The organism is Nonomuraea sp. NPDC003754 (genome assembly GCF_053605785.1).
Window position 1 is genome coordinate 69757 of sequence record NZ_JBSGJX010000009.1, and the last position, 22601, is coordinate 92357.

24 protein-coding genes are annotated in these 22601 nt (G+C 72.5%); 8 read left to right on the forward strand and 16 right to left on the reverse strand.

Features of this window, described 5'->3' with window-relative positions:
* Window positions 1-71 precede the first annotated feature (71 nt).
* Window positions 72-899, forward strand: coding sequence for a response regulator transcription factor (locus tag ACWEVS_RS14030; protein ID WP_452551743.1), 828 nt, complete (start codon window positions 72-74; stop codon window positions 897-899).
* A 58-nt stretch (window positions 900-957) separates the two neighbouring features.
* On the opposite strand, the gene ACWEVS_RS14035 is transcribed toward ACWEVS_RS14030, so the two are convergent.
* Window positions 958-1845: a helix-turn-helix domain-containing protein gene (locus ACWEVS_RS14035; protein ID WP_452551745.1), complete on the reverse strand. Its 888-nt coding sequence runs from the start codon at window positions 1843-1845 to the stop codon at window positions 958-960.
* A gap of 172 nt (window positions 1846-2017) precedes the next feature.
* On the opposite strand from ACWEVS_RS14035, the gene ACWEVS_RS14040 reads away from it, so the two are divergent.
* The 4 genes from ACWEVS_RS14040 to ACWEVS_RS14055 all read left to right on the forward strand — a co-directional run bounded on the left by ACWEVS_RS14040 (window position 2018) and on the right by ACWEVS_RS14055 (window position 5166).
* Entirely contained in the window at window positions 2018-2563 is a 546-nt protein-coding gene (locus ACWEVS_RS14040; protein WP_452551747.1) for a hypothetical protein, read from the forward strand.
* A 53-nt stretch (window positions 2564-2616) separates the two neighbouring features.
* Window positions 2617-4050, forward strand: coding sequence for a serine/threonine protein kinase (locus tag ACWEVS_RS14045; RefSeq protein WP_452551748.1), 1434 nt, complete (start codon window positions 2617-2619; stop codon window positions 4048-4050).
* A gap of 118 nt (window positions 4051-4168) precedes the next feature.
* Window positions 4169-4504: a hypothetical protein gene (locus ACWEVS_RS14050; RefSeq protein ID WP_452416651.1), complete on the forward strand. Its 336-nt coding sequence runs from the start codon at window positions 4169-4171 to the stop codon at window positions 4502-4504.
* A gap of 80 nt (window positions 4505-4584) precedes the next feature.
* A complete protein-coding gene (locus tag ACWEVS_RS14055; RefSeq protein ID WP_354912363.1) occupies window positions 4585-5166 on the forward strand; it encodes a hemerythrin domain-containing protein in 582 nt (193 codons plus the stop codon).
* Between the two features lie 11 nt (window positions 5167-5177).
* Here ACWEVS_RS14055 and ACWEVS_RS14060 read toward each other — a convergent pair whose 3' ends face one another.
* From ACWEVS_RS14060 to ACWEVS_RS14080, 5 genes are all read right to left on the reverse strand, one after another.
* Window positions 5178-6467 carry an FAD-dependent oxidoreductase gene (locus ACWEVS_RS14060; protein ID WP_449926145.1) on the reverse strand — a complete coding sequence of 430 codons (1290 nt, stop codon included), beginning with the start codon at window positions 6465-6467 and terminating at the stop codon, window positions 5178-5180.
* Between the two features lie 296 nt (window positions 6468-6763).
* Window positions 6764-7885, reverse strand: a complete 1122-nt coding sequence (locus ACWEVS_RS14065) for an alpha/beta hydrolase (protein ID WP_452416652.1) — start codon at window positions 7883-7885, stop codon at window positions 6764-6766.
* A 167-nt stretch (window positions 7886-8052) separates the two neighbouring features.
* On the reverse strand, window positions 8053-8430 hold the full coding sequence (locus tag ACWEVS_RS14070) for a hypothetical protein (protein WP_354912372.1): 378 nt from the start codon (window positions 8428-8430) through the stop codon (window positions 8053-8055).
* A 327-nt stretch (window positions 8431-8757) separates the two neighbouring features.
* A complete protein-coding gene (locus ACWEVS_RS14075) occupies window positions 8758-9555 on the reverse strand; it encodes an HAD family hydrolase (RefSeq protein WP_449926139.1) in 798 nt (265 codons plus the stop codon).
* Window positions 9556-9580: 25 nt separating this feature from the next.
* Window positions 9581-10381, reverse strand: coding sequence for an alpha/beta hydrolase (locus ACWEVS_RS14080; protein ID WP_354912378.1), 801 nt, complete (start codon window positions 10379-10381; stop codon window positions 9581-9583).
* A 24-nt stretch (window positions 10382-10405) separates the two neighbouring features.
* Here ACWEVS_RS14080 and ACWEVS_RS14085 point away from each other — a divergent pair, with 24 nt between their 5' ends.
* Window positions 10406-10750 (forward strand): hypothetical protein, encoded by a 345-nt coding sequence (locus ACWEVS_RS14085; protein WP_449926135.1) that lies wholly within the window; start codon window positions 10406-10408, stop codon window positions 10748-10750.
* Here the strand turns inward: ACWEVS_RS14085 and ACWEVS_RS14090 are convergent.
* Window positions 10743-11012 (reverse strand): DUF6968 family protein, encoded by a 270-nt coding sequence (locus ACWEVS_RS14090; protein ID WP_449926132.1) that lies wholly within the window; start codon window positions 11010-11012, stop codon window positions 10743-10745. The genes ACWEVS_RS14085 and ACWEVS_RS14090 overlap by 8 nt on opposite strands.
* Before the next feature lie 138 nt (window positions 11013-11150).
* Between ACWEVS_RS14090 and pcp the strand changes: the two genes are divergently transcribed.
* Window positions 11151-11768, forward strand: coding sequence for a pyroglutamyl-peptidase I (pcp, locus tag ACWEVS_RS14095; RefSeq protein ID WP_452551750.1), 618 nt, complete (start codon window positions 11151-11153; stop codon window positions 11766-11768).
* Between the two features lie 104 nt (window positions 11769-11872).
* Here the strand turns inward: pcp and rbsK are convergent, their stop codons facing one another.
* From rbsK to ACWEVS_RS14140, 9 genes are read right to left on the reverse strand one after another with little or no spacing between them, the layout of a single operon-like run.
* Entirely contained in the window at window positions 11873-12757 is an 885-nt protein-coding gene (gene rbsK, locus ACWEVS_RS14100) for a ribokinase (RefSeq protein WP_452551752.1), read from the reverse strand.
* Entirely contained in the window at window positions 12754-14085 is a 1332-nt protein-coding gene (locus ACWEVS_RS14105; RefSeq protein ID WP_452551754.1) for an ADP-ribosylglycohydrolase family protein, read from the reverse strand. Before ACWEVS_RS14105 ends, rbsK begins: the two co-directional genes overlap by 4 nt.
* The gene (locus ACWEVS_RS14110) at window positions 14082-15221 is read right to left on the reverse strand and encodes an ADP-ribosylglycohydrolase family protein (RefSeq protein ID WP_354912391.1); all 1140 of its coding nucleotides are present in this window, start codon (window positions 15219-15221) and stop codon (window positions 14082-14084) included. The genes ACWEVS_RS14105 and ACWEVS_RS14110 overlap by 4 nt, the downstream gene beginning before the upstream one ends.
* On the reverse strand, window positions 15218-16186 hold the full coding sequence (locus ACWEVS_RS14115; RefSeq protein WP_449926121.1) for an ADP-ribosylglycohydrolase family protein: 969 nt from the start codon (window positions 16184-16186) through the stop codon (window positions 15218-15220). Before ACWEVS_RS14115 ends, ACWEVS_RS14110 begins: the two co-directional genes overlap by 4 nt.
* Window positions 16187-16193: 7 nt before the next feature.
* On the reverse strand, window positions 16194-17165 hold the full coding sequence (locus tag ACWEVS_RS14120) for an ADP-ribosylglycohydrolase family protein (protein WP_452416661.1): 972 nt from the start codon (window positions 17163-17165) through the stop codon (window positions 16194-16196).
* Window positions 17162-18484 carry an ABC transporter substrate-binding protein gene (locus ACWEVS_RS14125; RefSeq protein ID WP_354912397.1) on the reverse strand — a complete coding sequence of 441 codons (1323 nt, stop codon included), beginning with the start codon at window positions 18482-18484 and terminating at the stop codon, window positions 17162-17164. Before ACWEVS_RS14125 ends, ACWEVS_RS14120 begins: the two co-directional genes overlap by 4 nt.
* Window positions 18485-18493: 9 nt before the next feature.
* A complete protein-coding gene (locus tag ACWEVS_RS14130) occupies window positions 18494-19312 on the reverse strand; it encodes a carbohydrate ABC transporter permease (protein ID WP_354912399.1) in 819 nt (272 codons plus the stop codon).
* Window positions 19309-20220 carry a carbohydrate ABC transporter permease gene (locus tag ACWEVS_RS14135; protein WP_354912401.1) on the reverse strand — a complete coding sequence of 304 codons (912 nt, stop codon included), beginning with the start codon at window positions 20218-20220 and terminating at the stop codon, window positions 19309-19311. The genes ACWEVS_RS14130 and ACWEVS_RS14135 overlap by 4 nt, the downstream gene beginning before the upstream one ends.
* Window positions 20217-21311 (reverse strand): LacI family DNA-binding transcriptional regulator, encoded by a 1095-nt coding sequence (locus tag ACWEVS_RS14140; protein ID WP_449926113.1) that lies wholly within the window; start codon window positions 21309-21311, stop codon window positions 20217-20219. The genes ACWEVS_RS14135 and ACWEVS_RS14140 overlap by 4 nt, the downstream gene beginning before the upstream one ends.
* A gap of 284 nt (window positions 21312-21595) precedes the next feature.
* Between ACWEVS_RS14140 and ACWEVS_RS14145 the strand changes: the two genes are divergently transcribed.
* Window positions 21596-22555 (forward strand): hypothetical protein, encoded by a 960-nt coding sequence (locus tag ACWEVS_RS14145; RefSeq protein ID WP_452551756.1) that lies wholly within the window; start codon window positions 21596-21598, stop codon window positions 22553-22555.
* Window positions 22556-22601: the final 46 nt, after the last annotated feature.

Consider the following 22601-nt stretch of genomic DNA (forward strand, 5'->3'; position numbering starts at 1 on the left):
GACCGGGCCGCGCGCCGTACCACCCCCGAACAGGGGTGGTGCCGCCCGGCCGCCAGTGGTTGGATCAGGGCATGCTCGAGCAGGTGGACGCGCTCCAGCAGGCGCTCAGCAGGCTGCAGCGCACGGCGGGCGTGCAGGTGGCCTTCGGCGGGATGGTCGGCGAGCGGCGCCACATCAGGATGTCGCAGCTGCGCGGCACCCGCACGAACGCGCTGCACGGGATCGCCGTGACCGCGGGGGCAGGCCTCGGCGGCAAGGTGCTCGCGCTGGCGCGGCCCGCGGCGGTGGGCGACTACGCCACGGCCACCGACATCACCCACGAGTACGACCGCCCCGTGCTCGCCGAGTCGCTGCGCTCGGTGCTGGCCGTGCCGGTCGTCGTCGACTCCGTGGTGCGGGCGGTGATCTACGGCGCGATCAGGGAGCCGCTGGCCTTCGGCGACCGGGTGCTGCTGGCCGCCATGCGGGTGAGCGGCGAGCTGGCCACCGAGCTGGCCGTCCGCGACGAGGTGTCCCGGCGGCTCGCGCTGGCCGAACGCGCGGGCGCGACGCCGGGCCGCGCACCCGGACAGGAGGATCTGCGCGAGGCCAACGCCGAACTGCGTGCCATCGCGCAGGAGGTCGACGCGCCCGAGCTGCGCGAGCGGCTGCTGACGGTCTGCGCGCGGCTGTCCGGTGAGGTCCGGCGCGACCCCGCGCCCCCGGTACGGCTGTCGCCGCGCGAGCTCGACGTGCTGGCCTGGGTCGGGCTCGGCTGCGGCAACGCCGAGATCGCCAGGCGCCTGGGGTTGCTGCCGGAGACCGTCAAGAGCTACCTGCGCGGGGCGATGCGCAAGCTCGGCACGCACAACCGGCACGAGACGGTGGTGGCCGCCCGGCGGCTGGGGCTGATGCCGTAGGCCCGGTCACATCCGAGGGGGGTCGGCGGCCATCGCCGGACGGCGGCGGCCGGTCCCGTCACGTCGTGCTGGGGGTGGGGCTCGGCGTCTCCTTGGGGTGCACCACGATGGGCACGCTGGACCTGACGACGCCCGAGCCCTTGATCGCCTGGCCGTCGTGCAGCTTCCAGGTCTCGAGCTGGTAGGTGCCCGGCGGGACGTCGGTCCACTTGTGGTACTGCCAGGCGTTGCAGGCGAACTGCACGGCCTCGCGGCTGGGCCGGACGGCCACCCAGTAGACGGTGGTCCCCTGGGGGCAGCTCTCGTACGACCAGAACTCGACATCCCCGTCGGCGGTCTGCGTCCACCACGGAGAGAAGATCCGGAACGCCATCCGGTCGATCCGGGTCGGGAACCCGTACCCCTTGACCACCTGCGGCGCCCCGGACACCGGCACGGCCAGCAGCGCGGCCGCCGGGCCGGTTCCGCTCTCCGACGGCGTCAACAGCGAGTAGCCGAGCAACAGAGCGGCGATCACGGCAGCGGCGGGAGCCAGGTAACGGGGCCGCCTCCACCAGGGGGCGACCGGCGGCGGCGACGCCACGGCGGGCGCGTCCGGCGGCGCCACGGCGGAGTCGTCCGGCCGAGGCCCGGCGGGGTTGTCCGGCTGGGTCTCGGCGGGGTCGTCCGGCTGGGTCTCGGCGGGCTGTTCGCCGAGTTCCCGCCGGCGTTCGAGCCACGGCTGCGGGTCGTGCCCGCAGGCCCGCACGTAGGCGTCCACGAACTCCTGCGGGGGCAACTCCTTCGGCGTGAGCCGCCGCGAGAGCGTGCTGGGGTGGTACCGCATCCGGCGCCCCAGCTCCTCCAAAGTCAGCGTGCCACGTAACCGCCGCAGATCGTCGACGAACTCCGCGACCGGACCCTCTTCCCGATCGATCGGGTGATCCTTGCGTCCACCTCGCGCCATGCTCTCCTCCGCTGTCGCTGTGCAGTTGTTGCGGTTGTTGCTGCTTTGTTTCCGCAGCTTGCAGGGGGTGTCGAAGGCCTACCGCCTAGGGCAGCATCGGTCCGGGACGATCACCATCCATGATCGCCATCATCTCATCCGCTCCCCCTCAGGAAGGACCCTCATGTCCACGATGTCTGCTTCTGCACGCCTTGCCGCGACGGTGGCTCTGACCTCCGGGCTCGCTCTGACCGGGTCTGTCGTCCACGCCCCCGCCGCCCAGGCCACGACCCAGGCCACGACCCAGGGCACGACCCAGGCCGCCACGCAGGGTCTGCCCTGCGCCGGTGAGCGCATCGGCCGCACCGAGATCACCGCCACGAACGGGGGCGCGCGGATGAAGGGCGCCTTCCTGCACGTCCACCGCAACGGCAGCCGCGTGTGCGCCTTCACCAACACCAGCCTCGCGGCCGAGGACTACGCCAAGTTCATGTCGGTCTCGATCTGGGTGTGCGGGCGCTCCGTCGCCGAGTGCCGTGACTACCAGGACCACCTCGACACCGGCGGCTACCACTACCGGGCCAACGCCGAGAGCCACGTGAAGCGGGGCTTCGTCCGGACCGACGGCGCCACCCTCATCGCCGGCAGCCAGTGCATCCGGGCCTGGGGGCGCGTGGTGTTCACCGACTCGAGCCGCAGGCAGTTCGCCGGGAACGCGAACAGCGCGATCTACTGCTGAGGCCGAGCCCAGCCCCCCACCCCCCGCCGCGCGGCCACGTAAGGACAAGGACAGTGACGGAGAAGTACGGCGAGTACGTGGTGGCCGGCACGCTCGGCTCGGGCGGCCAGGCCGTCGTCCACCTGGGCGTGGGAGCGGACGGCGGGCGGGTGGCCATCAAGGTGCTGCTCGACTCGATGGCCGGGGACCCCGACGCGCTGCGGCGCTTCGAACGCGAAGCCGCCGCCGCGCGCCGGGTGGCGCCGTTCTGCACGGCCAGGGTGCTGCACACCGGGGTGGACGGCGGCCGGCCCTACCTCGTCAGCGAGTACGTCCCCGGCCCCTCCCTGCACTCGCTGGTCAGGACGGACGGCCCGCGCACCGGCAGCGGCCTCGACCGCCTGGCCGTCGCGACCCTGGCGGCTCTCGTGGCCATCCACCGCGCCGGGGTCGTCCATCGCGACCTCAAGCCGTCCAACGTCATCATGGGCCCCGAGGGCCCCGTCGTGATCGACTTCGGGATCGCCAGCGCCACCGGCCACCTGCTCACCCGCAACGCCATGGGCACTCCGGCGTACATGTCCCCCGAGCAGTTCGAGCCGCGCGAGCCGACCCCGGCCACCGACCTGTTCAGCTGGGCCCGCACCATGATCTTCGCGAGCACGGGACGGCAGGCGTTCTCCGGTGACACCGTGCCGGCGCTCATGCACGCCGTCCTGACCACCGAACCCGACCTGACCGGCGTCCCCTCCGGGCTGCTCCCCCTCCTTCGCGACTGCCTCGCCAAGGACCCCGCCGCCCGTCCCACGGCCGCCGCCCTGCTGTCCCGGCTCCTCCACGACAACCCCGGCCTGTCGACCGCCGACGTCCGCCTCTCGCGCGGTCCTGTCCTGGACGGCCTCGGAGCGCCACAAGGCACTGCCGCTCCCCCGGACCCGGCCGTCCGGGCCTCGGTCACCCGCCCGCCCGGCACCGCCCGTCCGTGGTGGAAGACACCCCTCTCCGTGATCCCCGTCGCCGTCGTGATCTCCGCGCTGCTCCTGGTGTACCCGCCGGCGTTCTCCCCGGGGGACGCCGGCGGGAACGGGCCCGCGGCTCCGGCCGGCACCTCTTCACCCCGTGGGACGGGCCCGGCGGCCGTGCCGGTGTCCGGGGCGCCGCAGGTGGTCAAGGGGTATGGGTTCCCGGTCCGGATCGACCGGATGGCGTTCCGGATCTTCTCTCCGTGGTGGACGCAGACGGCCGAAGGGGATGTCGAGTTCTGGTCGTACGAGAGCTGTCCCCAGGGGACGACCGTCTACTGGGTGGCCGTCCGGCCCAGCCGCGAGGCCGTGCAGTTCGCCTGCAACGCCTGGCAGTACCACAAGTGGACCGACGTCCCGCCGGGCACCTACCAGCTCGACATCTGGAAGGCGCACGACGGCCATGCCATCAAGGGCTCGGGCGTCGTCAAGTCCAGCGCGCCCATCGTGGTGCACCCCAAGACCACCCCGCCGGCCGGCCCCTGACGGGCCGGTCGCCGATACGGCCGGCCGCCACCACTACCCGCGCGGATTCCGGTCACCAGCCCCGATCTCGTCACCGGGCGCAAGACATCAGCAATCTTCGAACGAAGGAGTCAGATACATGTTCTCCAAACTGAGCGCGATGGCCGGCCTGCTCTGCGCCGCACTCCTGCTCACCGCCTGCGGAAGCGGGCTGGGCGCGCTGGAGGGCGCATGGGAGGGGGAAACCGACGACTCTCAGGTGACGGTCGAGATCACCGAGGACGGCGCGATCACCACCAGCGCGGACGGTGGCGCCTGCGAGGGCACCGTCAAACCCGCCGACGACGGCTACAAGTTCTTCCTGGACTGCGGCTTCAGCAAGAGCAGCGGGACCCTCACCCTGTCCGATGACGAGGAGACGCTCACCGCCGTCTCCGGTGAGGAGGATCCGCTCGTCCTCTCCCGCGTCGACTAGGACATCCACGCCCACCAGCCGACGGAGGTGTTCCCGCTCCCCTGAGGGTAGGCGCAGGGGTGACCAGGAAGGAGGCTCCCATGGCGGATCAGACGGTACCCGAGCGGATGAACGAGAACGACGTCGTCGACCTGTTGCTCCACCAGCACGACCTGATCAAGGAGCTGTTCGCGGAGGTGGAGGGCGCGCCGCCCGACGCCCGCGGCGAGCCGTTCCAGCGACTGGTACGGCTGCTCGCCGTCCACGAGACGGCCGAGGAGCAGATCGTCCACCCCTACGCCCGGCGCAAGCTCCCGGGCGGGGAGGCGGTCGTGGACGAGCGGCTGGCCGAGGAGAACGCGGCCAAGGACATGCTCGCCGAGATGGAGAAGGCGGGCGTCGACGACCCGCAGTTCACGGCCAACCTCGCCACGCTGCGCGCGTCGGTGCTGGAACACGCCGCGGCCGAGGAACGCGAGGAGTTCCCCCAGCTGCGCGCCGAGACCAGCGAGGCCGAGCGCAGGACGATGGCCGTGGGAGTGAAGGCGGCCGAGGCGCTGGCGCCCACGCACCCGCACCCCGGCGTCGAGACGGCCACCGAGAACCTGCTGATGGGTCCGCTGGCGGCGGTCAAGGACAGGACGGTCGACGCCATCAGGAAGGCGATGGGCAAGCAGGCCTGACCGGTCCCGGCCTAGCGGGACCTTCTCCACGCGACGGCCCCGGCGATCAGCAGCCCGGCCGCCCCGGCCGCGGCCCACCGGCGCTGGCGGGCCACGCGCCGCTCCACCTCGGCGTACGGGGTGGTCGAGAAGGAGACCAGCTCGTAGCGGGACACGTAGCGGCCCGGCAGCGCCCGCTCCAGGGCGTGCTCGACGCGCTTCTGGGCGAGGAAGACCCGGGAGCCGACCTTGTCGCGCATCTCGACGAAGTTGTCCAGCGCGAGGCGGGCGATGACGTCGGTGTCGGCCTTGCGGCGCTGGAACAGCTCCAGCGCCCTGGCGAAGTCGTCGCCCGTCTCGTCGAGGCACCGGTCGAGCTCGACGCAGTCCTGGAAGCCGCAGTTGGCGCCCTGGCCGTAGAAGGGGACGATGGCGTGGGCCGCGTCGCCGATCAGCCCGACCAGGGTGCCGTTGACAGTCCCGTGCCAGGGGTCGCAGCGCATCGTGACCAGGTGCCCGACCGGGTTGCGGGCGTAGTCGGAGGCCAGGTGCGGCATCACCTCGGCGGCGTCGGGATACTCCTTGCCGAAGAAGGCGCGTACCTTCTCCGGCGTGTCGAGCGCCGCCAGCGCCTCGTGCGGCCAGAACAGCGTGCATGTGAAGGACTTGTCGGGGTTCGGCAGGGCGATCATCATCGACCGGCCGCGCGGCCAGATGTGCAACGCCCCCGGGTCGAAGGCGAACTCCCCCAGTTTGGGGGGAATCGTCAGCTCCTTGTAGCCGTAGTCGAGGTACTGCTGGCTGAAGTCGGTGCCCGGCAGCTGCTGAAGCCTGGCCCTGACCGCGCTGTAGGCGCCGTCGGCGCCGATGACGACCTGCTGGCCCTTCTCGACGATGCCGCCCTCGAACTCCAGCGTGCCGTCCCCGATGCCGGTCAGCCGGTGCCCGAACCTGACCCGCACGCCCTTGTGCGCCTCCGCCGCGTCGAGCAGCTTGCCGTTGAGCGCGCCCCGGCTGATGGAGTTGATCGCGTGCCGCTGGTCGGAGCTGTAGGGCTGGAAGGTGAGGGAGCCGTCGACGGCGTGCATCATCCGGCCCGGCATCGGGATGGCCTCCGCCAGCGCCTCCTCCGCCAGGCCGAGCCTGCGCAGCGCGTCGATGCCGCGCTCGGAGATCGCCAGGTTGATCGACCTGCCGCGCTCGGCGCCCGTCAGCCTGGGGTCGGGGCGACGCTCGTACAGCGTCACCTCGTGGCCTCTCCTGGCGAGAAAACAAGCCAGCAAGCAGCCCACCAGGCCGGCTCCGACGATCGAGACCTCCACGGTCGCTCCCTTCCCTCCCCTCCTTGGTACGGCGCGGCGGCGCGAAACACCAGGACCGGTTCCACGACACGGCACCACGCACTCCGGCCGGCACGCCTTTCCCTCGGCGGAACCCCGAAGCCGGGCCCGGCCCCGCGTGCGCTCCTCCGGGAGGGCGGGCACCCCTCCCGGAGGAGGGGCACCCCTCCCGGAGGGCGGGCACCCCTCCCAGAGGGCGGGCACCCCTCCGGGTAAGGCGAGCGCCTCTCCTGGAGAGGCGAGCACCTCCGGGAGAGGGCGGGAAGCGGGCGGGCCGGTCAGGCGGGCTTCGGCGGCGTGGCCTTGGCCAGGCGTTCGGCGATGGCGAGGGCGGTGGTGCGCCAGATGGGGGCGCGCGGCGAGATCACCGCGAAGTGGTCGCCCGACATCTCCATGTAGGTCACCTCGTCCCCGACCGCCTCGGCCGCCCTGGCGTACCTGCGGCTGAAGTCGATCAGGTCGAGGTCGTCGCCCGACCCCTGGACGATGAGCTGCGGCACCCCGAGCGGCAGCCGCAGCAGCGGGCTCGACGCCGCGTACGTCGCCTGCGGCGAGCCGCTGTCGAAACGTGCGTGCCCGCCCAGCGCCGCCGCCACCGCGCCGGAGCTGAGGTGCCGCCGGTCGCCTTCCACCAGGTCGAGCACGCCCGCGAGCGACACCGCCAGCGCCACCTTGGCGTTGTCGGCCGCCGCCCGCAGGGCGAGCTGGGCGCCTGCCGAGTGGCCGACGACCGCGACCCTGTCCAGGTCGAGCCGCGTGCCGGTCAGCGCGGCCGCCACGGTGGGCAGGGCGTCGAGCCCGGCGGCGACGTCGGCGGTCGTGGCCTCCCAGCCGTGCAGGTCGGGGCGGCGGTATTCCAGGTTCCACGCCGCGAGCCCGCGCGCCGCCAGGTCGGCGCAGAGCGCGTCCATCAGGTCGGCCGCCCACACCGAGCGCCAGTAGCCGCCGTGCACGAGGGCCACGACCGGCAGGGGCAGGTCGGCGGTGGCCCTGGCGGGCAGGTACAGGTCGCCCCACTGCTCGGGGTGCGTGCCGTAGGTGAAGCGCCGCGGCCGGTGCCGGTGCCGGTGGACGGCGTGCCTGATGGCCCACACCAGCCCGTCGATCCCCCTGCCCTGGATGTGCGCGGTTCCCTCGAGCTGGCGCACCCGGCTGAAGTCGCACCAGACGACGCCGTCCGCCGTCCCCATGAGTTCGCGCAGTTCCGGCGAGGGCCCGGGGATCGCCACGACGGGGCCGCCCGCCGTACCCGCAAGGAGGGCACGCGCCTCACCGGCGTCACGGGCGTGCCGCAGCGCCCCGCTCACTCCGAGCGCCGAGAACTCCCGCTCGGCCACCTCCCCCAGCAACGCCCAGTCGGCAGCCAGCCCCGGCCCGACGATCACCCGTACGTCCGTCATGAGGCAAGCATGCTGATCGTCCCGCAGGAGTCAAAGCCCATATGGACTTTTATCGACCTTTCTTCGGGATAAGGAGCCAAAGACCGGCCACCACGAGGGAGGGGCGGAGGAGGACACGGGGCGGCTGTCACAGCTCGGCGAGAACGGCCCGCGCGACGTCACCGGTCTCAGGACGAAGCACTGCGTGCCGAACGCGCGGGTGTGAACGCCCAGACGGCCAGCCACACGCTGAGACCCATGATCGTCATGCCGAGCGGCACGTGCAGCGCCGTCACGCCCGAGCCTCCCGTGGCCGACTGGACGAAGCCCAGCAGCAGGATCGCCAGGCCGGCCAGCGCCGGCCAGCCCGGGCCGCGTCCTGGACGCCACACCAGGACGCCGACGATCAGCAGGAGCAGCCCCACGGTATGCACGGCACCGGCGCCCATGCCGTGGAGCGCGCTGCCGCCGCCGCTGAGCAGCTGCCCCGCCGTGACGGCCTGGGCGAGCACGGCGGCGACGTTGAGCAGGGCGAGGATCTTGAAGGGGGTGAGGAATCTGACCATGTGAGCAAGGGTCACGCCGACGGCCGGCGACGGCATCCGCCACGCGTCGTCATCGCGACTACGCCGACGGGTGTACTCGGCCCGGCCCGCCCTCGCCGTACGGCACGCGGCCCTCGCCGAACGGCACGCGGCCCTCGTCCCGCGCCCTGCGGGCCCCCGCCGTTCACCGCCAGAAGGCCCCTGCGCTCACGGCCTGAAGGCCCGCGCCGTTCACCGCCAGAAGGCCCCTGCGCTCACGGCCAGAAGGGCCACGCCGTTCACCGCCAGAAGGCCCCTCCGTTCACGGCCTGAAGGCCCACGCCGCTCACCGCCGGAAGGCCCCTGCGCTCACGGGCTGAAGTAGCGCTCCAGCACCACGGCCACGCCGTCCTCGGCGTTCGACAGCGTGTGGCGCTCGACGGCGGCCAGCACGGTGTGGTGCGAGTTGGCCATCGCGTAGCCGGTGCCCGCGTAGGCGAGTACGGCCAGGTCGTTGGGCATGTCGCCGAAGGCCACCACGCCGGCGGGGTCGATGCCGCGCTCCCGGCAGAGCTCGGCCAGCGCGCCCGCCTTGGTCACCCCGGCCGCGCTGATCTCCAGCAGCCCGCCGCTGCCCGAATAGGTGAGCTCTGCCCTGCCGTCCACGGCGGCGGTCGCCGCGGTGAACATCTCGTCCGCGTGGTGGGCCGGCGACCAGGCCAGCAGCTTGACGACCGGCGCGGGGTCGGCCCACACCGACGCCACCTCCCGGCGGTAGGCGGCGTCATGGGGGACGTGCTTGCCGTACCCGGGCTCGAACAGCACACCGGTGCCCGTCTCGATCGCGAAGGTGAGGCCCGGCAACGCTTCGGCGAGGGACCGCGTGACCGCGCGGGCCTCGGCAGGGTCGAGCGTCCGGGTGGTGAGGGCGCGGCCCGCGGCGACGTCGTAGACGATCGCGCCGTTGCTGCAGATCGCCGTGCCGTCGACGCCGGTCTCCGCCGCGATGCGGGCGATGGAGCGCGGCGGTCTCGCGGTGACGAAGACCACCTCCGCGCCCGCCGTCCTGGCCGCCTCGAGGGCGCGGCGGGTGCGGGGGGTGACGGCACCGGCGGGGTCGAGGAGCGTGCCGTCGAGGTCGGTGGCGATCAGGCGGGGGAGGCTCATGCCGGGGATTATCCGGCACCCCGCCTCAGCGCGGGATCAGGGCCTTGATGTCGGAGAAGACCCGCTCGCAGGCGGGCCCGACCGCGTCGCCCGAGTCCTGGATGAACCCGTGCGCCAGGCCGGGCTCCTGCCGGTGCACGACCTTCACGCCGGCCTCGGCGAGCTTGGCGGCGTAGGCGTCGCCCTCGTCGCGCAGGGCGTCGTTCTCCGCGGTCACCAACAGCGTGGTCGGCAGGCCGTACAGGTTGGGGGACAGCAGGGGGCTGGCGCCGGGGCGCTGCGCGGGGTCGGGCACCCACTGGGCGACGAACCAGGCCAGAGTGTCGGCGTCCAGCCCGTAGCCGGAGCCCTTGGAGACGATGCTCGGCGAGGAGAGCGTGAGGTCGGTGTTCGGGCACAGCAGCACCTGCAGCGCCGGCATCGCGCAGCCCTCGTCGCGCAACCGCATGCACGCCATCGTGGCCAGGTAGCCGCCCGAGCTGTCGCCGGCGACCGCCACCGGCCTGGTCCAGCGCAGCACCTCGACCGCGTCGTCGAGCGCGGCGGGGCAGGGGTGCTCGGGGGCGAGCCGGTAGTCGACGGCCAGCACCTCGACGTCGCACTCGCGGGCGATCCTCCGGCAGGTCCTGTCGTGGGTTTCCAGGTCGCCGAAGACCCAGCCGCCGCCGTGCAGGTACACCATCAGCGGCCGCGGCCGGTCGGCCGGATGGTAGCGGCGCAGGCGCAGCCCCGACGGACTGGTCAGGTCGACGACCCGGGCAATATCGGGCCCGGGAGGGCGCTGCGGGGCGCGCGTCCTGAGCTCCACCAGTCTTATGTCAGACATAACGGCACATAGTAGGGTTTCCGGATGCCTGAAAAAGCCGGAATCAGCTCCGTGCTGCGATTCACCACCGAGTTGGTCGCCTGGATCGCGACGCCATGGGCACTGGCATCGCACTCCGTGACGCTGGCCGTACTGTCGGTCATCGCGCTCATCGGGCTGCCGACGGTCTTCGCCACCCCCGGCGACAAGCGCCAGGTGATCGTCGCGGTTCCGGGGATCGTGACGATCCTGCTGGTGATCCTGCAGCTGGTCGCCGCCGTGACCGCGGCGTGGGCGGCATGGGCGCGCCCGGTGGCGGTGGTCGTGACGGTGCTGGCCGCCGCGACCGTGGTGACCGAGCTGCCGCGCTGGCGCCGCCTGCTCAGCTGAACTCGTCCCACACCAGCAGGCCCTCCCGCGCCTCCGCCGACTCCTCGAGGGCGCTGCGCACCACGGTCAGCACGATCTCCAGCGCCTGCATCGAGTCGGCGCCCGTGACCTTCCGCTCCCGCTCCCAGCCGCCGAGGCCGTCGATCCGGTAGGGGCAGGACCACTCCCCCGTCGGCTCCTCGTACGGCAGGCCGATCGTCACCGTGACCTCGCCGGGCGGCTCGGTCAGCAGCGTGAGGACACGCTGGGCGATCTCGTACATACCAAGCGATCTACCCAGTCGCACGTACCGCGAAAGTGATCACACGGGTCTTCACGACCATGCTCCTGCCCACGCGCCGGCCCTCATGGTCGAGACTCTTGCCTTGACGCTACGGGCCGTATCGAAGGACTGAATGAGATGTCGCGTGTGCTGGTGACAGGGTTCGAGCCGTTCGGCGGGGAGACGACCAACCCCTCCTACGACGCCGCCGTGCTGGTTCCAGGGGCGACCGCGGTCGAGCTGCCGTGCGTGTTCGCCGACGCGCCGGCGGCGCTGCGGGAGGCGATCGAACGGTACGACCCCGACGTGGTCCTGTGCACGGGACAGGCCGGCGGCCGGGCCGGGATCACGATGGAGAAGGTGGCGATCAACCTCATCGAGGCACGCATCCCCGACAACGCGGGCGCCCGGCCGAGCGGCGTGCCGGTGGTGCCGGGCGGCCCCGACGCCTACCTGTCCAGGCTGCCGGTCAAGGCCATGGTGCGGGCGGTCAGGGCGGAGGGGATCCCGGCCGCCGTCTCCTACACGGCGGGCACGTTCGTGTGCAACCAGGTGGCCTACGAGCTCGCGCACCTGATCGCGACCGAGCGGCCCGGCCTGCGCGGCGGGTTCGTGCACGTGCCGTACGCGCCGCACCAGGTCACCGGCGCCGACCGGCCCAGCATGGACACCTCCACGGTGGCGCGGGCGCTGGGCGTGCTGGTCAAGGCGTCCGACGGCGTCGAGGACGACCTGCCCGAAGGCGCCGTCCAGTAGCGCCGGGGGCGCCGCGCGGTCGCCGAGGCCCTCGGCGACCGCGTCGCGGCGCCCCGGCGTTCGCGCGGGACCCACCGGCCCAGGCCGGCCCAGGTCCGTCCAGGTCAGCCCAGGGCGGCGTCGATCTCCGCGCGGGTCGGCATCGAGGTGCTGGCACCCTCACGCTGGACCGAGAGCGAGGCCGCCACCGAGGCGAAGCGGAGCGCCTCCTCCGGCGCCCGTCCCTCGGACCTGGCCACCGCCAGCGCGCCGACGAAGGTGTCGCCGGCCGCCGTGGTGTCGACCGCCTTCACCGGCTCGGCGGGGACCCGCAGCCGCGCGCCGTCGCGCGAGCCGTACAGCGCGCCCTCGGCGCCCAGGGTGATCACCGCCTCCGGCACGCGGTCGAGCAGCGCGTCCAGCGCCTTGCCTGGGTCCTCGACCCCGGTGATCGCCGCCGCCTCGTGCTCGTTCGGCACGATCAGCGTCACCGCCGCCAGCAGCTCGTCGGGCAGCGGCTGGGCGGGCGCGGGGGTGAGGATCACCGGCGCGTCGGCGGCCCGCGCCGCCTTCGCCGCGGCGACGACGGCCGCCATCGGCAGCTCGAGCTGCAGCAGCACCGCGGTCGAGCCCGCGATGAGCTCCAGGTCGTCGTCGGACGGCCCGGTCACGGTGCCGTTGGCGCCGGGCACCACGATGATCGAGTTGCCGCCGGAGTCCTCCACCACGATGTGCGCGATGCCGCTCGGCCCCGACACGTGCCGGAGCACGCTGACATCGACGCCCGACTCGACGAGCGTGGAGCGCAGCACCACGCCGAAGGGGTCGTCGCCGACCGCGCCGAGGAAGGCGACGTCCGCGCCCGCGCGGGAGGCGGCGATCGCCTGGTTGGCGCCCTTCCCGCCGGGGATGGTGCGGAAGGAGCGCCCGGTGACCGTTTCTCCGAGCCTGGGCGCCGTGGGCACGTAGGCGACCAGGTCCATGTTCACGCTGCCGAAAACCGAGATCATGACACCATCATCCTCTCCGTGCGCCGCGCCAGCTCGCTCAGGGCGATGCCGTCGAAGCCGGTCAGGCTGCTGGCCAGGCTGTCGCGCAGCCGCCACCGGTCCGGCACGCCCCCGTTGAGCGCGCCGGCGATCGAGCCGGCCGTGGCGCCGGCCGAGTCGGTGTCCCAGCCGCCCGCCACGGCCCCCGCGATCGTGGCGGTGAAGTCGCCGTCGGCGTGCACGAGCGTGGCCGCGACCAGGGCGGCGTTGTTGATCGTGTGCACCCAGTGCAGGTGCCCGTGCCGCTCGTACAGGCGGTCGACGACCTGCTCGAAGTCGTCCAGGCGGGTGGCGTCCGCGACGGCCTGCCGTACGGCCTCGGCCAGCCTGGAGCGGGGCGGGACCACGGACAGGCCCGCCTCGACGACCTCCTCGACCGAGCCGGCCACCATCGACTGGGCGCACATGGCGGCCACGAACATCGCGCCGTAGACGCCGTTGGCGGTGTGGGTGAGCCTGGCGTCGCGCCAGGCGTACTCGGCCGCCGTGGCGGGGTCGCCCGGGTTGACCCAGCCGTACAGGTCGGTCCTGATCAGCGCGCCGATCCACTCCCGGAACGGGTTGCGGTAGGTCGCGGTGGTCGGCGGTTCCATGCCCGCCAGCAGGTTGCGGTAGGCGACGCGCTCGGCGGTGAACGTCCGCCCGGCGGGCAGCTCGTCCAGCCACAGCGTGGCCACGTCGTCGGTGGTGAAGCCGCGGCCGTGCCGTTCCAGCACCGCCAGGGCCAGCAGCGGATAGTTGAGGTCGTCGTCCTCGGGGACGCCGTCGACGTTCTCGGCCAGCGAGTTGACCGCGCTGCGCCGGTTCCACGGCCAGCGCCGGTTGATCTCGGCGGGCAGCCCGGCGGCGGTGAACCAGCCGCGGATCGGCCAGTTGCCCGTCGCCTCGGCGATGGCCCTGACACCCTCGCGCGGGATCTTCTCCACCGGTTTGCCGAGCACGCACCCGGCGGCCCTGCCGAGCCACGCCCCGAGCATCCTGCCGGGCACGGGCGACGCCGCCGCCGCGCGGGCGGCGGGCCAGCCGGGGCACCGGGCGACGATCTCGGCCAGGTCGGTGGGCTCGTCCAGCGGCGACTCCCGCGCGGCCAGCTCGTCCAGCAGCTCCTCGGCCAGCCCGCGCAGCGCCAGCGCGTCGGGCGAGGAGGCGCCCGCGCGGGGCGGCGCGTCGTGGCCGCCCGCCGCGTGCCAGCGCGCCGCGACGTCGGCCACGTCGCGGCCGTCCTCGGCGGCCTGGCGGAGCTCGTGCCCCACCAGGTCCTCGGGCTGCACCCAGGTGAGCCTGATCACTGGCCGGCCAGCTCGGCGAAGGCGGCCTCGTGGGCGCGGCGCCGCTCCAGGTCGTCGCGGTGGATCCGCCGCGTCACCCCGGCCAGCGCCAGTCCGGGTGCCACCAGGTCGGTACGGCTGGCCGTACCGACCTGGTCGACCCACGCGGACGGCACGCAGGACAGCCCGCCGAGCGCCCCCGCCAGCGCCCCGCCCATGGAGGCGATGGAGTCGGCGTCGCGCCCGTAGTTGACGCCGCCGAGCACGGTGTCGCGGTAGTCACCCTTGGCGATCAGCAGGAACGCCAGCGCCAGGGGCAGTTCCTCGATGCTGTGCACCCGGGACGGCCGCCGGGCGCCGAGCCCCTGGTCGCGGTAGGTGTCGGCGACCGTGTCGTAGGGACGCATGGCCGCGCGCAGCCCCTCGAAGGAACCCTCCCAGTGCCCGAAGTCGCGCGCCCGCGAGCACACGGCCTCGATGGCGGCCCTGGTGCCGTCCTTGGCCAGCCGGGACGCCACGGCCACCACCGAGTCGGCCGTCGCGCCCGGCCGCATGGCCTCGGCGACCGCCGCCGCCATGACCCCGGCGGCCTCGCGCCCGTAGGAGGACTGGTGCGCCCCGGTCAGGTCGATCGCCTCGGCGTAGGCCGCGTCGGGGTCGCCGGCGTTGACCACGCCGACCGGCGCGACGTACATCGCGGCGCCGCAGTTGACGATGTTGCCGGTGCCGGCCTCGCGCGGGTCGACGTGACCGTAGTGCAGCCGCGCCACGATCCACTTCTCGGCCAGGAAGACCCGCTGCAGCGGCAGCGCCTCGGCCTCCAGCTCGGGGATCCACCGCTTCTCGGCCATCATCTCCGGCACCATGTGCTCGGCCATCGCGTAGGCGTCGAGGTGCCCGGCGGTCTTCTCGTAGACGCGGATCAGCGCGTGGGTCATCAGGGTGTCGTCGGTGATGTGGCCGTCGCCCTTGTGGTAGGGCGCGATCGGCCGGGCGTTGCGCCAGTCGGTGTTGAACGGCGGGACGACACCCTCGACCGTTCCCCCGTAACGCTGGGTGATCTGCTCGGGCGTCCAGCCTTCGGTGGCGCCGCCGAGGGCGTCACCGACCGCCGCTCCCGCCACGCACCCAGTGGCCTTGTCCTCCAGCGGCGTCATGCGATTCCCTCCGAGATATCAACGAGATCCCTGCCCGCCAGTTCGGGCAGGCAGCATCCGGCCAGCCTGCGCGCCGAGGCGGCCCATGCCTGCGGCACCGCCGAAAGACCGCCGCAGGCGCCGGTGAGCGCCCCGGTCAGCGCGGGCGCCGAGTCGGCCACCGCGGCCAGGCACGCCGCGGCCGGCACGGCCTCGGCGAGCGACCCGCCCGCCACCTCGGCCAACGCCAGCGCTATCGGCACGGTCACCGCGGCCGCGACGGCGTAGCTGTAGACGTGGTCGACGAGCGCGGCGTCGAGCGCGGGCACCGCGGCGAAGGCGCCTCCCGCCTCGCGGGCCACCCGCAGCGCCGTCCTGGCGTTGTGGCCGATCGCGGTGTCTTCGGGCAGTTCGGCCAGCGCCGCCTCGACCGCCGTGGCGGCCGGTGCGCCGGTGACGGCGGCCGCCACCGCCGCGGCCATCGCCCTGGCCCCGAGCACGCCGTCGCCGGCGTTGGTGACGTGCGCGTCGGCCGTGGGATCACGCCCCGTGACCCCGAACGCGACGGCCCGCACGGCGGCCGCGTCATCGAAGAAGTGCGGGTTGTCGTGCCCGCTGGCGGGCGGCTCGAGGCCGCGCCGCAGGTTGTCCAGCGCGCTCGCCACCGAGACGCGGGCCCGCAGGTCGTCGCGCCCGGCCAGGTCGAGGAAGGCCCCGGCCCGGTCCTGCGCGATGGTCAGCGCGGTCCACGCCAGCCACTCGGCGTCGTCGGACGGCCCGACGGCCAGCGGCGCGGTCGGCTGGTTGAGCGCGAACGGCACCGGCAGCGTGGTGACCCCGCGCTCCTCGGCGAAGGCGTCGAGCTCGCGATGCAGCCGCCTGCTCCACGGCGCGTGCAGCGCGGCGCGATGCCGGGCCGCCGGCCAGCCCGCCGCGTCGCCCACGGCCAGGCCGACGAACGCGCCTGTGATCCTGTCCCCCGACATGTGGTCTCTACTGTCCTCTCGCCCACTCGTCCTCGGCCGGTCCTCTCGCCAGCTCGTCCGCGACGTCGAGCACGTGCCTGCCCGCCACGACCGGCAGGCACTTGCCGGTGGCGGGGCCGACGCGCTCGGCCCATCTGCCCGGCACCCCGCCCTCGCCGCGCCCAGCGCCCGCCAGCGCGCCGGCGATGGCGCCGATGGTGTCGGCGTCGCGGCCCAGGCTGACCGCGTAGGTCACCGACTCCTCCACCTCGCCGTCACCGTGCAGGTAGGCGGCGAACGCCAGCGCCACGGCCTCGGGCGCCAGGTCGGTCCACGGGTAGTGCCTCATGACCACGGCCTCGTGCAGCCGCTCGGGCGAGTCCCTGAGCGGGCGGGCCCTGGTGACGGCACGGGCGGTCCACGAGTCGGCGGGGATCGCGGCCAGCCCGGCCTCGACCGCCTCCTCCGCCGTGGCCCCCGTCATCGCGACGGCCACGGCCGCGGCGACCGCCATGCCGCCGTTGATGCCCTCCCCGTCGGCGCTGACCAGGCCGTCCTGCTCGACCAGCCGGGCCGCCTCCGCCGGATCACCCGGGCAGAAGACACCGTACGGCGCCGCCCGCATCGCCAGGCCGTCCGACCAGCCGTGCGCGTGGACCTTGCCGGTCAGCGGCGGTTCGAGACCGCGCCGCAGCGCCTGGACGGTGCCGAGCTCGGAGAAGCCCGCGCCCCTCATCGGGCCGAGCACCGAGGGAATGATCTCCCTGCGGTAGGCGGCGGCGACGTCGGCGCTGGTCAGCTCGTGGCCGTGCCGTACGAGCAGCGACGCGGCGAAGATGGCGTACTCGGTGTCGTCGGTGCCGCCGCCCTCGATCTCGGTGAGCCTGCCCCACCTGGCGGCGATCTCGGCCGGTTCCATGTTCTCGGCGGGCGCGCCGAGGGCGTCGCCGGCCGCCAGGCCGAGCAGGCACCCCCGGGCGCGATCCTGCGTCAAGGTCACGAGGAGTACCGCTCCAGCACCTCGTTGCCCTCCTCGACCAGCTTGGCCGCCGCCTCGTCGAGGGAGATCTTGTTGGCGTAGTACTGCTGCAGGGTGGGGGTGGCCACCTTGCTCTTCCACTCGTCGAAGCCGTTGACCTTCAGGAACGGCGCGACGACCAGGTTCTTGGCCGAGGCGGTGGCCACGTCCCAGCCGTTCTCCTGGGTGGTCATCGACGGGTCGGCGGCGGCCTGCTGCGAGGTGGGCAGCAGCCAGTCACCCTTGGCGAGCTTGGCCTGGTTGGTGCCGTTCAGGAAGAAGGAGATGAACTTCAGCGCCTGGTCGGAGTGCTTGCTGTCGGCCGAGACGGACAAGGTCTGGGAGACCGCGCCCTGCTCGGAGGTGGTGCCCTTCAGCGGGGGCAGCGTGACCCACTCGAAGTCCTTGGGAGCCTGCTCGGCGACCTGCTGGCGCAGGTAGACGCCGGCGGGCAGCAGCGCGAACTTGCCGGCGTAGAAGGCGGGCAGCGGGTCGGCGCTGCCCTGGCCGAGCGCGGCGGGGTCGGCCGACTTGTCCTTCCAGAGCTGGTCGTGGATGCGCTGCAGCACCTCCTTCTCCTCCGGGCCGACCTTGACGGTGGTCTTGCCGTCGGCGCCGGTCTGGAAGAAGGTGCCGCCGTAGTTGAGCGCCAGGTTCAGCGTCTTGTTGACCGGGGACTTCATCGGCCAGGCCACACCGAAGCCGCCGTCCTTGGTCAGCTTCTTGCTGACCTCGGCGAACTCGTCCCACGTCCAGGGGTTGTCGGGCGTGGGGATGCGGACCTTGGCCGCGTCGAGCAGCTTCTTGTTGGCGATGATGACCTGCGACTCCTGCAGGAACGGCACGCCGTACACACCTTCGGTGCCCTTGCCGTCCTTGAAGGTCACGGTGTCCCACGCCTTCTGCGGGATGTCGCTCTTCAGCTCGGCGGGCAGCTTGTCCTTCAGGTCCAGCAGGTAGCCGTCGGCGGCGAAGCCGGACAGCGCGGGAGAGTCGTCGTGGATGACGTCAGGGGCGGTGCCGCCGGAGAACTGGGTGACCAGCTGGTCGTTGACGTTGTCCCAGCTGCCCTGCACGTAGGTGACCTGGATGTCGGGGTTGGCCTTGTTCCACTCCTCGACGAGCTCCTTGTTCGCCGCGAGCGACTCCTTCTGCCAGGCCAGGCTGAGGAAGTTGATCTTCACGGGCTCGCCGCCGGGCTTGGCGGACTCGGCGGCGCCGCCGCCACCCCCGCCGCCGCCACCGCACGCGGCCGCCATGGTCACGATGGCCGCAGCCGCCAAAGCGGACTTGATACGCATAAGAGCCTCCTAGCCCTTGACCGCTCCGGCCATGAGGCCGGACCTCAGCCGTCGCTGGATGATTGCGAAGAAGATCAGGCTCGGGATCGTCGCCATGAGCGACGCCGCGGCGAGCGGGCCGAGCCTGGCCACTCCCTCGGGTCCGGTGAACCGGACCAGGGTGAGCGGCAGGGTCATCACGTCGGGGTCCTGGAGGATCACGAGCGCGAAGAGGAACTCGTTCCATGAGGAGATGAACGAGAACAGCAGCGTCGCCACGACCCCGGGGGCCAGCAGCGGCGCCACCACGGTGGCGATGGTGCGCATGCGTCCCGCGCCGTCGACGGAGGCGGCTTCCTCCAGCTCGGGCGGTACGGCACGCACGTAGCCCTGCAGCATCCACAGCGCGAACGGCAGCGTGAACGTGACGTGCACGATCACCAGGCCGGGCAGCGTGTTCACCAGCTGCAGCTCCCGCAGCACCATGAAGAGCGGGATGATGATCAGGATGAACGGGAAGACCTGGCTGACCAGCACCCAGCCGAGCGCGATCCGGTTGACCAGGCTCCGGTGGCGGGCCATCGCGTAGGCGGCCGGCAGCGAGATCAGCACGGTGATCACGCTGGTGAAGACCGCCACGACCAGGCTCCTGCCGGCGGCGCCGAGCAGGTCCTGCTCGCCGAAGGCGTCGGAGAAGTTGGCCAGGGTCGGGTCGCGGGGGATCCAGGTGGGGTCGAGGCCGGCCATCTCCTGCGGCGTCTTGAGCGCCGTGGACAGCAGCCAGACCAGGGGGAAGGCCAGGAAGAGGATGTAGGCCAGGAGCGCCAGATATTTCGGGGCCTGCTTCACTTCGTCTCCCTCATCTGGCGCCACAGGTACAGCCCCAGCACCGCCAGCACGACGATCACCATCGCGACGCCGAGCATGGAGGCGTAGCCGAAGAAGCGGTACCGGAAGGCCTCCTCGTAGGCGAAGAGCATCGGCAGCCGCGTCTGGCCGCCCGGCCCGCCGGCGGTGAGCACGTAGACCAGGCCGAACTGGTTGATGTTCCACACGAAGTCGAGCGAGGTGATGGCCACGATGACCGGCCTGAGCTGCGGCAGCGTGATGTTCCAGAACCGCCGCCAGCGGCCCGCGCCGTCCACCTCGACCGCCTCGTACAGCTCCTTGGGGATGCTCTGCAGGCCGGCCAGCAGCACGACGGTGGTCTGCGGCATGCCCGTCCAGACGCCGACCACGATGATGGCCGGCAGCGCGAGCGAGAAGTCGGCCAGCCAGTCGATGTGCGTGCCGAGCATCGCGTTCAGGATGCCGGCGTCGGGGTGGTAGACCAGCTTCCACATCAGGCCGATGACCACGGGCGGCATCGCCCACGGCACCACGGCCAGCACCCTGGCCACGCCCCTGAAGCGCAGGTTCTGGTTGAGCAGCAGCGCCAGGCCCAGCGCGGCCAGGAACTGCAGCACGGTCACCGAGACGGCCCAGATCATGCCGATCCGGAACGAGGACCAGAACTTCTCGTCGGTCAGCAGCTGGCCGAGGTTCTCCAGGCCGGTGAACTCGATGTCCCTGTTCCTGCCGGCCCGCGCGTCGGTGAAGGCGAGGCTGATGCCGTAGAGCAGGGGCCCGAGGCTGAACAGCAGCACCGGCACCAGCGCGGGGAGCATCAGCAGCAGCGTCTCGCGGCCCTGCCGCGAGCGGACCTTGCGGCGCGGGCGCGGCGAGGTGTGCGGGGGTCTGGTCGCGACCGCCGTCATGGTGTGCCTCCCTGCGGGTCCGATGCGGCGTCGGCGGGCCGCGTGGCGGGGAGCGCCCGGACCGGCGGGACCGGTCCTCCCGCCGCGCCCTGTCCGACGGTGGAGGCCCGGACGGCGAGCACGGGCGGCACCGTGACCAGCCGCGGCTCCCTGCCGGTGTCCTTGAGGCGGTCGAGCATCAGCTCGGCGGCCGCCTTGCCGCGCTCGGCCGATCCGAGCGAGACGCTCGTGAGCGACGGCCACGAGGCCGCGGCCAGGTCGGTGTCGTCCATGCCGACCACCGCCACGTCCTCCGGCACCCGCAGGCCCCCCGCCCGCAGCACGTCGAGCGCGCCCAGCGCGATCAGGTCGTTGGCGCACATCAGCGCGTCCACGCCGGCCGCGCGCTCGAGCAGCGCGCGTGCCGCGCGCGCTCCCGCCGCCCGGTAGAAGTCGCCCACCTCGACGATCCCCTCGTCGTAGGGCAGTCCGCGCTCCTTCAGCGCCTCCCGGTAGGCCGCGGCGCGCGCCGCGCCCGGCACGGTGTCGAGCGGGCCGTTGAGGAATCCGATCCGGCGCCGGCCGAGCGCGTGGAGATGGTCGATGGCGAGCCTGACGCCGGTGCGCGAGTCGGCCCTGACGTTGTCGACCCGCGTGCCGTCCGGCACCGAGCCGATGATGACGACGGGCGCCCGGGCGGCCGCGATCATCTTCAGGTGCTCGTCGGTGACGCGCAGCGGGCTCATGATCAGCCCGTCGACGTAGCGCTCGCCGAGGCTGTGCAGCACGTCGATCTCGTCGGCCACGATGGCGTCGGTGGAGTGCAGGACCAGCCGGTAGCCCGCCGCCTTCAGCACCGGCTGGATCTGGCGCACCATCGCCAGGTAGACGGGGTTGCCGATGTCGGCCATGGCGAAGGCGATCTGGTGGGTGCGGCGCGACTTGAGGCTCCGGGCCACGGCGTTGCGCACGTAGCCGAGCTCTTCGGCGGCGGTCAGCACCCTGCGGACGGTCTCCTCACGGGTGGGCAGGCCGTTGAGCACACGGGAGACGGAGGCGATCGACACCCCGGCGCGCTCGGCGATCGTGGTGATCGTGGGTCCTTCGCCCAACGCTTGACCTCCCTGGGAACTGAAAACGTTTACAGTACGTTTACTGTAAACGTTTACGGAGCTGGGCTCATGAAACATGCCGGTAACGTCGAGGGTCAAGTCACGATCACATAACGCCAGGTCAGCGCGGTCTCGCGGGGCGGACCGGTCCAATGGGCGAAAGATCGTTCTGGTCGGGAAACGTTTACCAACCAGCCATCCGCGATCACTCGTCTGGACAACCATGATCCTTACGTTTGCGGCGTTTGTGCACATCCCCCCTCATCGCATGCGGAAGGACATTCATGCGGATCGGCACTCGTGCACTCGCCGTCATCGTGACGGCATGTCTGGCCATCACCTCGGCCGGGCTGTCCGGAGTCCCGGCGTTCGCGGCGGACGACCCCGCCCTCGCCGCCCTCACCCAGGTCGTCCCGGAGATCGTCGAGGAGGCCAGGACCACGCCGCCCACGGAGATCCCCGAGGGCAACACCCAGCGGCCCTTCGCGGCCTCCACCGCCACCGACACCGCGCTGACGGCGACCGTGAGCGACTCCGACATCGGCATCGGCACCCCCGACGCGCAGGGCACCGGCAACCAGCCGCTGCCGGGCCTGGTCACCTACGCCGCCAAGCAGCCCGGCGTCGCCTTCGCCCACAACCGCACCGGCCAGGTGGCCCGCGTGCTGACCGTGATCAAGGACTCCTCGGCGCCGACCGAGTACCGCTTCCCGATCAGCGCGCCGGAGAACAGCACGCTGGAACTCGACGAGGACGACCAGACGGTACTGATCTACAACGAGGAGGTCTACCTCGGCGAGATCGACGCCCCCTGGGCCAAGGACGCCAACGGCAACCCGGTCCCGACGACCTACCGGGTCGAGGGCATGACGCTGGTCCAGACCGTCCACCACGCGGGCGCCGCCTACCCCGTGGTCGCCGACCCCGCCCTGAAGCTGCAGTGCACCTGGTGGAAGGCGATGTGCCGGGTCATCTTCTCGCGCACGCTCACCAAGAAGATCCACAACGCCTGGCTGTACGGCGGCGCGGCCGCCGCCGCCGAGGTCCTCAAGTACGCCTGCGACAAGATCAAGGAGGCGCGGGCCAAGCTGATCTGCAAGGTGGCGGTCGTGACCGGCATCGCCTCGTTCATTTACAAGATCCGCGAAGCGGCCCAGAAGAACCAGTGCTTCGCCATCCGGGCGCAATGGCCGGGGCCGATCCTCTGGGGTGAGGTACGCAAGCAGAGCTGCTCGACCAGGTAGCCCTCTCTCCTCCGCTCTCCACCGACGCCCCCGTCACCGCGACGGG